This is a genomic window from Corallococcus sp. CA047B (assembly GCF_003612065.1).
Classification (GTDB): Bacteria; Myxococcota; Myxococcia; order Myxococcales; family Myxococcaceae; genus Corallococcus; species Corallococcus praedator.
This window is the reverse complement of the sequence record NZ_RAWD01000312.1, coordinates 1-11,131: the sequence shown is the minus strand read 5'-3', so window position 1 is coordinate 11,131 and position 11,131 is coordinate 1. Positions and strand designations below refer to the sequence as shown.

The 11,131-nt window shown below is 70.5% G+C and carries 7 protein-coding genes; 4 read left to right on the top strand and 3 right to left on the bottom strand.

Annotated elements, in window-relative coordinates; all coding sequences use genetic code 11:
• Both D7X74_RS33525 and D7X74_RS33520 read left to right on the top strand, forming a co-directional pair.
• Positions 1 to 523, top strand: a 523-nt coding sequence (locus D7X74_RS33525) for a TIGR02266 family protein (RefSeq protein ID WP_120537077.1), incomplete at its 5' end; no start/stop codon positions are given.
• A gap of 303 nt (positions 524 to 826) precedes the next feature.
• Positions 827 to 2,425: an ATP-binding protein gene (locus D7X74_RS33520; protein ID WP_120537076.1), complete on the top strand. Its 1,599-nt coding sequence runs from the start codon at positions 827 to 829 to the stop codon at positions 2,423 to 2,425.
• 25 nt (positions 2,426 to 2,450) lie between these two features.
• Here D7X74_RS33520 and D7X74_RS33515 read toward each other — a convergent pair whose 3' ends face one another.
• Together D7X74_RS33515 and D7X74_RS33510 are read right to left on the bottom strand one after the other, a co-directional pair.
• Positions 2,451 to 3,593: a class I SAM-dependent RNA methyltransferase gene (locus D7X74_RS33515; protein ID WP_120537075.1), complete on the bottom strand. Its 1,143-nt coding sequence runs from the start codon at positions 3,591 to 3,593 to the stop codon at positions 2,451 to 2,453.
• Positions 3,590 to 6,211 carry a response regulator gene (locus D7X74_RS33510; protein WP_120537074.1) on the bottom strand — a complete coding sequence of 874 codons (2,622 nt, stop codon included), beginning with the start codon at positions 6,209 to 6,211 and terminating at the stop codon, positions 3,590 to 3,592. The genes D7X74_RS33515 and D7X74_RS33510 overlap by 4 nt, the downstream gene beginning before the upstream one ends.
• A 399-nt stretch (positions 6,212 to 6,610) precedes the next feature.
• Here D7X74_RS33510 and D7X74_RS33505 point away from each other — a divergent pair, with 399 nt between their 5' ends.
• Positions 6,611 to 7,618: a fatty acid desaturase family protein gene (locus D7X74_RS33505; protein WP_158622334.1), complete on the top strand. Its 1,008-nt coding sequence runs from the start codon at positions 6,611 to 6,613 to the stop codon at positions 7,616 to 7,618.
• A 405-nt stretch (positions 7,619 to 8,023) separates the two neighbouring features.
• Entirely contained in the window at positions 8,024 to 10,174 is a 2,151-nt protein-coding gene (locus D7X74_RS33500; protein ID WP_233602370.1) for a glycosyl hydrolase family 18 protein, read from the top strand.
• A 77-nt stretch (positions 10,175 to 10,251) separates the two neighbouring features.
• Here the strand turns inward: D7X74_RS33500 and D7X74_RS45120 are convergent, their stop codons facing one another.
• Positions 10,252 to 11,004 (bottom strand): 1-acyl-sn-glycerol-3-phosphate acyltransferase, encoded by a 753-nt coding sequence (locus D7X74_RS45120; RefSeq protein WP_120537071.1) that lies wholly within the window; start codon positions 11,002 to 11,004, stop codon positions 10,252 to 10,254.
• Between the last annotated feature and the right edge of the window lie 127 nt (positions 11,005 to 11,131).

The window sequence follows — 11,131 nt, the reverse complement described above, 5'->3', positions numbered from 1 at the left end:
TCCGCCGGCCGCGGCGCGTCCCCCGCCCTACGTTCCACCACCCGCGCCGCCGCGTCCGCCACCGGTGATGACACCGTCGGCGCGTCCTCCGGCACCGCCGCCGCCCGCGCCGCCGGCTCCGGCTCCGGCTCCGGCTCGGCGTCCGGTGGTGGCGAGCCCCGCGCCGTCGTATTCGAGCGCGGAGTTCGTGGGTCTGGAGCGGCGCTCGGACGACCGGCTGCACGCGGACGTGCGGGTGACGATGAAGAACACGGGCATCTTCACCGACCACCGCATCATCAACCTGTCGTCGGGCGGTCTGTTCATCGGCACGGACCGGCCGTTGCGACTGGGGACGCAGGTGGAACTGACGCTGCGCTTCGATGATCCGGAGCGGGTGATGACCCTGCGCAGCTCCGTCATCTGGGAGAACTCCCTGGAGGACGGAAAGAACCCGCGCGGCTACGGGTTGCGCTTGAGCGCCTTGCGCGCGGAGGAGCGGGACTTCATCCAGCAGTACGTCCGCCGTCCGAAGAAGCCCTGACGTGCACCAGGCGAGGCTGCACGTCGGGCCCCGAGTCGGGATAGAAGACGGACGTCAGAACAACTGCACCAGGAAGACCGCGCTCATGGCGACGAAGGCCACCATCACCGCCATGACGGACTTCAGCTCCAGGTCCCTGCGGTCCAGCTCGTTCGCGAAGTTCATGATGTCCTCTCCAATCCTCGAAACCTTCCTCCCTTCCTACGGACCCGGCGCGGAACGATTGCCCCGCGGCAGGTGTCCCGCCGCGGCGGCGCGGCATGCGACCAGGAAAGCGGACGACACCCTGATGCCGGTGACGCGATGAGCGCCGGGGATTCCCCCGTCACGCTGGACGGCCTGCTCCAGGTGCTGCCGGTGCCGCTGTTCGTCGTGCGGGGCGACCGGCTGGTGTTCACCAACACCGCGCTCCAGACGCTGCTGGGCCTGGGTGTAGGCGAGCTGCCCTCCATCCTGGAGTTCAGCGCCCGCTTCAGTCCGGAGGAGCGCGCGTGGGTGGAGCCCCTGGCGCGGGCCCTGGCGCGCGGCGAGCCCCTGCCGGAGCAACCGACCTGGGGGCGGATGCGGGGCGCGGACGGACATCAGCACCAGCTGACGCTGATCCACGCGCCGGGACGGGTGCCGGAAGAGCAGCTCGTGATGTTGCTGGACGCCGAGGGCGGGGACGCGGTGCGCAGGCTGTCCACCGTGCTGGTGTCCACCGCGGCGGAGCTGCTGCGCTGCCGGGACGAGACGGCGGTGCTGGAGCTGGCGGTGGAGGCCGTGCACCGGCAGGGCTTCTACGTGGCCGTGATGTTGTTGGAGGGCGACTTCCTGCGCCACGGGCCGCTGCGCCAGGAGCCGGAGAGCGTGGCGGCCGCCGAAAGCCTGTATGGGCAGGCGCTGCACGAGGTGCGCATCCACCGGGAGCGCATGCCGCACCTGACGGAGGTGCTCACCCGGCGCAAGGCGGCCTTCCATCCGGATGCGTTCAGCATGGCCCGGCGGATCCACGCGCCGGAGGTGGCGGAGAACATCCAGCGCATCTATCCCCCGGGGTCGCGTGCCCTGGACGCGCCCATCTTCGTGGGGGATGAGCCCTTCGGCGTGCTCGCGGTGCAGTCCCCCACGTTGACGCCCGCGAACGCCGGCGCGCTGGAGTTGTTCGCGCAGCTCATCGGCGGGGCGCTGGAGAACGTGCGCCACCACCGCGCGGCGGAGGCACGGCTCGCGGAGGTGTCGCGGTTGCAGGGGGAGCTGGTCGCGAGCGAGCGGCTGACGGCGCTGGGCGAGGCGGCGGGCGTGGTGGCGCACGAGGTGCGCAATCCCCTGGGCGCCATCCTCAACACGGTGGCGGTGCTCAAGCGCGAGCCGCGCCTGGGGCCCTCCGGCGCCGCGGCGGTGGAGATGCTGGAGGAGGAGGCCATCCGGCTGGAGGACATCGTGCGCGACCTGCTGGACACGGTGCGCCCGCTGGAGCCCCGGCCGCGCCCCGTGTACCTGGGGGAGCTGGTGCACCGCGCGCTCGGCCAGCTCCACGGCCGGGAGGGGCTGCCCACGCCGCGCGTGGTGTTCGACGAGGCGCCGGACGTGCCGGACATCGCGGGCGACGAGACGCTGTTGCAGCTGGCCCTCACGCACCTGATGCGCAACGCGCTGCAGGCCTCGCCCGCGAAGGGCACGGTGCGCGTGGCGGTGCGCCGCGTGCCGCAGGGCGTGTCGCTGGTGGTGGAGGACGAGGGCCCGGGCATCGCGGGCGTGGATCCGCAGCGCGTCTTCGAGCCCTTCTTCCTCACGCGCGCCAACGGACGCGGCCTGGGCCTGGCCATCGTGCGGCGCGTGGTGCTCGCGCACGGAGGCACCGTGCGCGCCGGCGCGCGGCCTGAAGGGGGCGCGCGATTCGAGCTGGTGTTGCCGCTCTAGCGGGCGGGCCGCCCCGGCCTGCCCATCACGGCCCGGCCAGCACCAGCAGGCACGGCAGGCCGCCGTTCTTCACATCCACCGTCCGCGCGCCGTTCAGCCCCAGCGCCGCCAGCAGCTTCGGCTCGTCGGGGATGATGATGGCCTTGCGCCATCCGCGAAACGCGCCGTTCAACGTCGCGCCCAGCGCGCGGTAGAGGTCCGGCAGGTCCAGTTCCTCGCCCACGCGCTTGCCGTAGGGCGGGTTGGCCACCACCAGCCCGGGCCCTTCCGATGGCGCCTTCAGCGTGCGCAGGTCGTGCCGCTCCAACGTCAGCGTCACCCCCGCGCGCTTCGCGTTGCGCCGCGCCGTCCCCAGCGCGCCCGCGTTGAGGTCGTAGCCACGAATCACCGCGCGCGGCTCGCCCAGCACCCGCGCCTCCGCCTCCGCGCGGCGGCGCGCCCACCCCTCCTTGTCGAACGAAGGGAACGACTGGAACGCGAACGTGCGCAGCAGCCCCGGCGCCTTGCGCTGGGACATCCACGCGCCCTCCACCAGGAACGTGCCGGAGCCGCACATCGGATCCACCAGCGGCACATCTCCCGTGTAGCCCGCGAGCCCCAGCAGGCCCGCCGCCAGCGTCTCGCGCAGGGGCGCGCGCCCCACCTCCTGCCGGTAGCCGCGCTGGTGCAGCGGCTCCCCGGAGGTGTCCGCGCTCACCGTCCACCGGTCCCCTTCCCCACGCACGAGCAGCGTGAGGCCCGGAGCACCGCCCTCCTCGTCCAGGTGCGGCCCCGCGCGCTGGACCTCCTTCAGGCCCCAGGCCACGGCGGCGGACTCGTACACCACGTTGGGCCCGGGCGCCGCGGAGCGGTGCAGCGTCACCGACATCCGGGGCGGCGTCTTCCCATCCCAGAGGTCCTTCATGGGCAGCGCGGCCAGCTCGCGCACCAGCCCGTCCGCCGTGGGCGCCTTGAACGTGCCCAGGCGCAGGAGCACGCGGCTGGCGGTGCGCAGGTGCAGGTTCGCCGTCTGGTACAGGCCGGGAGGGCCCACGAACTCCGCGCCGCCTTCCACGCGGCGGGGACCCAGGCCGCACTCGCGGGCCTCCGCCTCCAGCGCGGGCTCCAGCCCGGGCAGCGTGGACACGTAGATGACTTCCTCACCCGCTCGGGCGCGCGCGTCCGTCACGGGGAGCGCGTCCGCGGCGCGGCGGTCAGCGCGGCGGCGGCCTGCTCCAACGCGCGCTCCATCTGATCCAGGTCATACGGCTTGGGCAGCAGCACCGCGCGCTCCAGTTCGGGTCCGGACTCCGAGTTCACCGCGCGCGAATCGCCGGAGGCGATGACGATGCGCAGCGACGGGTACTGCCGCACGGCCTCACGCGCCAACGCCACGCCGGACATGCCCGGCAGCGTCACATCCGTGAAGAGCACGTCGATGGGGTCCCTGCCCAGCACCGTGCGCGCGGCTTCCGCACTCTCCACCGCTTGCACGCCATGTCCCATGTCCGTGAGCAATTCGCACGCGGATTCGCGGATGTCCGCGTCGTCCTCCACCAGCAGGATGCGCAGCGGCCCCTTCAGCGCTCCGTCCGCCGCGCGCGGCCCCTCGGCAGCGGGCACGGGGGCGGGCCCCTTCAGCCCCTTGGCCGCCAGCCGCTGCTCGCGCTGGCGCAGCATCGCGCGGATCTTCCGCGCCAGGTCCTCGCGCCGGTACGGCTTGCTCAAGAGGCTCACGCCGGGATCCAACCGGCCGCCGTGCACGATGGCGTTCTCCGTGTAGCCCGACGTGAAGAGCACCTCCAGCTCCGGCAGGAGCGCCTTGGCTTGCCGCGCCAGCTCCGGGCTGCGCACCGGCCCCGGCATCACCACGTCCGTGAAGAGCAGGTCCACCGGCAGGCCGCTCTGGATGACCGCGAGCGCGCTCTGGCCGTCGGAGGCCTTGAGCACCCGGTAGCCCAGCTCCGTGAGCACCTCCACCACGGTGCCTCGCACCGCCGGATCATCCTCCACCACCAGGATGGTCTCCGTGCCGCCCTCCACCTGTCCGGAGGGGGCCTCCGCCGGCTGCACCGCCACCTGGAAGCTGCGCGGCAGGTAGATCTTCAGCGACGTGCCGTGCCCCAGCTCGCTGTAGATCTTCACGTGGCCGCCGGACTGCTTCACGAAGCCGTACACCATGCTCAGCCCCAGGCCCGTGCCGCGCCCCTCCGGCTTGGTGGTGAAGAACGGTTCGAACGCCCGCTCCATCACCTCCGGCGTCATGCCCGTGCCCGTGTCGGAGATGGCCAGCAGCACATACTGCCCCGCGGTGACCTCCGGGTGCAGCAGCGCGTAGTGGTCATCCAGCATCGCGTTGCCCGCCTCGATGGTGAGCCTGCCCCGTCCGTCCATCGCGTCGCGCGCGTTGATGGCCAGGTTGAGGATGACGTTCTCCAACTGGTTGCGGTCCACCGACGTGTTCCACAGCCCGCCCGCGATGACCGTCTCCACCTCCACGTCCTCCCCGAGCGCGCGGCGCAACAGGTCATCCATGTCGCGCACCAGCCGGCCCACGTTGATGGACGAGGGGGCCAGCGGCTGACGCCGCGCGAAGGCCAGCAGCTGCGAGGCCAGCCGCGCCCCGCGCTCCACCGCGCCCAGCGCCGTCTCCAGCCGCCGCTGCGCCTTCGCGTCCCCCGCCAGGTCCCGCTGGAGCAACTGGAGGTTGCCGCTCACCACCTGGAGCAGGTTGTTGAAGTCGTGCGCCACGCCGCCCGTCAGCTTGCCCACCGCCTCCATCTTCTGCGCCTGGCGCAGCGCGGCCTCCGTCTGGCGGCGCTCCGCCTCGCTCTGCTCCAGCTCGCGCGTGCGCTCGCGCACCAGCTCCTCCAGGTGGTCGCGGTGGCGCGCCAGTTCGTCCTCGGCGCGCTTCTGCGCCGTCATGTCATGCCCCTGGACGAAGATGCCGGAGACGCGCCCGTCGGCCTCCACGATGGGCTGGTACACCAGGTCCACGAAGGCCTCCTCCAGCGGCCCGCCCGGCACGCGCTGCAACATCACGCGCATGCCGTGGCCGACGAAGGGCTCCGCGGAGGTGAACACCCCGTCCAGCAGCTCGAAGAAGCCCTGCCCCGCCACCTCCGGCAGGGCCTCCCGGACGGGCTTGTTGAGCAGCTCCCGGTGGCCCACGAGCTGGAGGTAGGCGTGGTTCACCAGCTCGAACACGTGTGAGGGCCCCTTCAGGTAGCACATGAAGCCCGGGGCGACCTCGAACAGCCGCCGCAGGTGCCTGCGCTCGCCATCCAGCGTGAGGTTGGCCTCCTGCACGGCCTTGGCGCGCAGGAACACCCCGGCCTCCAGCTGCGTGCCCGGGTCCGACGAAGGGGCGCTCCGCGCGTCAAGCATGGCCTGCTTGAGCTGCTGCAGCTCCGTCACGTCCATCGTGTGCTGGAGGATGAAGGCCACCTCGCCCGCCGCATCCAGCAGGGGCGTGTGCGTGGCGCTCCAGTAGCGGTCCTCCACCACGATGCCCGAGTCCGTCCACCGGGGGACCCGGTAGGGAATGAGCGCCAGGGTGTCCAGGGCCCGCTCATTGAGCACCCGGAAGAATGAATCGCGCAGCATCCGCAGGCTGGCGTTGGCCGGGTCGTCCGGGTCGTTGGGGAACGCCTCGAAGACGTTGCGACCGACCAGGTCCTCCAGCCGGCTGGCCGTCACCCGCAGGTAGGCCGCGTTCGCCGTCACGTACCGCAGCTCGCGGTCCAGCAGCATGTACGGGTTGGGGGAGAGCTCGAAGAGCTTCTGGAAGTCGAAGGGTGCCTGCATCCAAATGACCGGGAGGGTTAGCTCCTCCCGTCCTTTCCTGGGGCCGCGGGACGCGGAAAGGGCGTTCGAACCCAGTGTACGGACAACCCCCAGGGCGCACCGTCCAAAAGGCCGGCCTCCCCTGCCATCCCATGCGCAAGGCCCCCTGGAGGGTCCCCGACTGGACACCACTCAACACCCGCCCCTCCTCCCGCATGCCCATGCTTCCCCGTCCGTCCTGGCTGTAAGATTGGGCGGGTATTTCCGACCTCACGATTATTGTGGTATGAGATAATTACCGCCCAGGCGGCGCAGTCCCACATGAACCGGCGTGCGCGGCAGGGGGTCGCCTTGGGTTGGGGGGAAGGCCTCCCCTGCCTCCAGCCAGAGCGCTTGCGCCCGGCAGGAGGTCTGTCCCCAATGCTTGCCGTTCCGGAAACGGTGTCGCTGGATGACTCGGAAGCGGTCACCTCTCGCGTGTTCGAGCGCCGGTCGCTGACCGCCGTCGTGAGGGAGCTGTCGGTGGTGGCCAACGCGCGTGGAATGTGGGCCGTGACGCGTCAGTGGCTCATCATCGCGATGTCGGTGGCGTTCGTGGTGCAGGTGGACCGCTGGTGGGCATGGCTGCTGGCCGCGGTGTTCATCTCCACCCGGCAGCACGCGCTCCTGAGCCTGGTGCACGAGGCTTCGCACCACCACCTGCTCACGAACCGGTTCGCGAATGACTTCCTCGCGGACGTGCTGTGCGCGTTTCCCATGAACATCACCACGGCGGGCTACCGCAAGGAGCACGCGGAGCATCACCGGTACGTCAACACCCCGAAGGACCCCTACTGGCGCACCGCGCAGCGTGACAGTGCGTGGATCTTCCCGCGAACACGCTGGGGCGCCGCGCGCGTGCTGCTGGGGGACATGGTGGGCGTCTTCACGCTCTCCCACCTGAAGATCATGATCCCCTGGTCCTTCACGGGCCGGATGATGGGCAAGGGCGGGCCGCCGCCCTCGGGCGCGGAGAAGGTGCGCTACACGCTGTGGATGCTGGGGCTGGTGGCCTTCCTCACCCTCACGGGCGGGTGGCTGCACTACCTGCTCTTGTGGTCGGTGCCGTCGCTCACGCTGATGATGATGGCCTTCCGCATCCGCGCGGTGGTGGAGCACCCCTTCACCCCGGCCTCGGAGGACGAAACGCACGAGACGCGGGACGTGGAGTCACCCACCTGGTTCGAGCGCTTCTTCATCGCGCCCTTCAACGCCGGCTACCACCTGTCCCATCACCTCTTCCCGTCGGTGCCCTACTACCACCTGCCCGCGCTGCACGAGCAGCTCAAGCGCACCGGGCTCTACCGCCCCGGAGAAAACCACTTCCGCACGTACCTCCTGGGCAAGGAGAGCGCGTGGAGCTTCATGACGTCGGCCGCGAAGAAGTGAAATGCAGCGGTGATGCAGGATTGAATTCCCACGTGTAGCGGCGTGGATGCCTTTCCCCTGGAGGCGCGCATGGAGCGCCTCCAGGTGTGGGAAGGGCCCGCTCCTTCGAACCATCACCAGGCGCGTTTCATTCACGCACCGGCCGCCCGCGAGTCTGTTCGCGCACCGGCCTGGCGTCCTCGCGACGTACCCAAACACCCCACCCCATGGCTTGAACGCCGACCGGCGATCGCGGTGTTTCTAGGCCTCGATCGCCAGGTCCCCTTTGTACGTCCGCCACTTCCGGCGCGACGCCCAGGGCGGCCGGGGGAATTTCCTGTCACGCGCCGCGGGCAGGAAGTGCGGTTCCTCCGACCCCGCCCCTTTTCACCTGGCGAAGCAGGAGCAGACTTGAGAAGGCAGCTCATGGGGTTCCTCGTGGCGTTGGGCGCGGTGCACGCCGGCTGTGGCGGGGCTCCGGACTTCACCTCCACCGCGGGCGATGAGGACTCGCTGGTGGCCTCCGAGGACGCGCTCGCGAGCGCGACCACCCTGTACGACGACGCGTTGGGTTCAGGCTGGCAGGACTGGTCCTGGGCGACGCACAGCCTCACGGCGACGAAGCCTGTGTTCGCCGGCACGCGCTCCATCTCCGCCACGTTCAAGCCATGGACGGGCGTGTACCTGAACCACGCGGGCGTCCCCACCACGGGCTTCGGCTTCGTGGAGTTGCAGGTGAACCCTGGCGCGACGAACAACCCGGCCCTCGCGGTCTACGCGACCGTGGGCACGTCGCAGAAGACGCCCGTGGCGCTCAACCCGTCCTGTGTGGGCGGCAGCATCAAGGCCAACGTGTGGACGCAGTGCCGCGTGCCGCTCGCCACCCTGGGCGCGGCGAGCGGGAACCTCACCGGCTTCGTGATGATGGAGAACGCGGGCAGGAGTCTGGCCCCGGTGTACTTCGACAACGTGCGGCTCGCGGCGAGCACGACCGCGCCGTCCGCACCCACCGGCCTGAAGGCCACGGGCTCCACCACCGACGTCGCGCTCACGTGGGGCACGGTGACGGGCGCCACGGGCTACAACGTCCACCGCGCCGCCTCGCAGTCCGGCACGTACACGAAGCTCACCGCGTCCCCCGTCACGTCCGCGTCGTACAAGGACACCAGCGCGGTTGGCGGCACGACGTACTGGTACGCCGTCACCGCGCTGAACGCCGCCGGGGAGAGCGCCCGCTCTTCCGCGGTGTCGGGCACGCGCACCGCGCCCACCGGCGTGAGCGTCACCGTCACCCCCTCGAGCGTCACGCTGGCGCGCGGCGGCGTGCAGACCTTCACCGCGAAGGTGACGGGCGCCACCAACACGGCAGTCACCTGGTCCGTGCAGGAAGGCGCCACGGGCGGCAGCGTCACCTCCAGCGGCACGTACACCGCGCCGCAGACGGCGGGCGGCTACCACGTCGTCGCGACCAGCAGCGCGGATCCGACGAAGAAGGCCATCGCGGACATCACCGTCACGGGGCCCGTGGGCAACACCAACAAGTGGGTGTCCGGCTACTACACGGGCTGGAACGCGGATGACTACCCGCCGGAGAAGGTGGACTTCAGCGCGCTCACGCACATCATCGTCGGGCGCGTGACGCCGAACGCGAACGGCACCGTCAACGCCATCTTCGACAACTCCAACGGCTCCGCCATGGCGAAGACGCTGTCCACGCGCGCGCACGCGGCGGGACGCAAGGCCATCATCATGGTGGGCGGCGCGGGCGAGCACGCCGGCTGGGTGGGCGCGGCCACTCCCGCGAACCGGGAGAAGTTCGTCACCAACCTGCTCAAGGTGATGGATGACCACGGCTACGACGGGCTCGACATCGACTGGGAGCCGGTGGAGGAGGCGGACAAGCCGAACCTGCTCGCGCTCGTGCAGCGGCTGCGTCAGGTGCGGCCCAACATGCTGATGACCTTCCCCATCGGGTGGATCAACAACAACTTCAGCGCCGACGCGGAGCTCAGGTGGTACCCGCAGCTGGCGACCTACATGGATCAGGTCAACATCATGTCCTACGAGATGATTGGCGTCTGGGACGGGTGGGATTCGTGGTTCACGTCCGCGCTGACGGGCGAGTCCGGCACCCATCCCACGTCCGTGGAGTCCAGCCTCAAGGCCTGGGTGAACGCGGGCATCCCCAAGGAGAAGCTGGGCATGGGCATCCCGTTCTACGGCCTCGCGTGGCGCAACATCAGCGGCCCCCGCCAGGCCTTCACCAACTGGTCCGACTACGTGGGCGGGGACAACTCCTTCACGTACAAGAAGATCCTCGAACTCTCCAAGACGGGCACCCTCAAGTGGGACGTGGCGGCACAGGCCAACTACGTCACGTTCAACACGCCCGTGGAGGACGGCACCGTGCGCTGGATTACGTACGACGGTCCGGAGGCCATCCAGGCCAAGGGCCAGTACGCCAAGGCCAACGGCTACGGCGGCACCATCATCTGGACCATCAACCAGGGCTGCACCGACCGCGCGACGGGCGCCAATCCCCTCCTCACCGAGGTGAAGAAGGCGTTCCTCCAGTAGCCGTCGGAGCAGGACGGAAGCACCCGGTCGCGTGGGCACCTGCTGCCCGCGCGGCCGTCTTCGTTTCAGGGGACTCGCTACGCGGACGGCGGCGCGGAGGCGGGCGACGACACGGGGGCGTCCACCGGCTCCGGGGGCGCGGTGTAGACGCCCTGGTATTCCGGCGGAAGCAGCGCGGCCACCCGGCGCATCATCGCGTCCACCAGCGCCTGGCGCGCATCCTTCGCGCCCGCGACCTCCGGCTCCAGGTCCTCCATGCGGAAGGCGGGGCCGAACGTCACCGTGACGTCCGCGTGGAAGAGCCGCTCGCCGCCCATGTCGGAGTCGTTGATGGGCATCAGCTTCTGCGTGCCCGTCAGCGCCACCGGCACGATGGGCACCCCGGCGCGCTTGGCGATGAGGCCCACGCCCTTCTTCGCCTGCAGCAGGCCCGCGGAGCGGCTGCGGCCGCCTTCCGGGAAGATGAGCACCGACTGGCCGCCCTTGAGCAGCTCCACGCAGCGGCGCAGCGCTTCGATGTCCGGCGAGTTCGGCGTGATGTCGATGGTGTCCATCGTCTCCGCCGCCAGCCGCGTCATCACCGTGCCGTGCAGCTTCACGCCGGCCAGGAAGACGACGTGCCGGGGACGCAAGGCACGGTAGAGCGTGAAGCCGTCCGCGTTGGACAGGTGGTTGGCGATGAAGAGGCAGGCGCCCGGCGGCACGTCCTTCAGGCCGTACACCTTCGCATGGGACAGCGTGCCCCACACCGCATGCATCAGCCCCCGCACGACAAACCGGCGGGGCGTGCGCGGCAGCAGCGACATCAGGAAGAAGAGAACTCGAAGCACGCGCCGGCCCACTTCCTTTTCTGGATTCCCCCACGCAACACGGGGCGGAACGGATCCACGTCCACCTGGAGATGTAGTCCTGCCCGCCAGGGCCGGTCAGCGCCCGTCCTCCGGCCCGCCCCTGCCC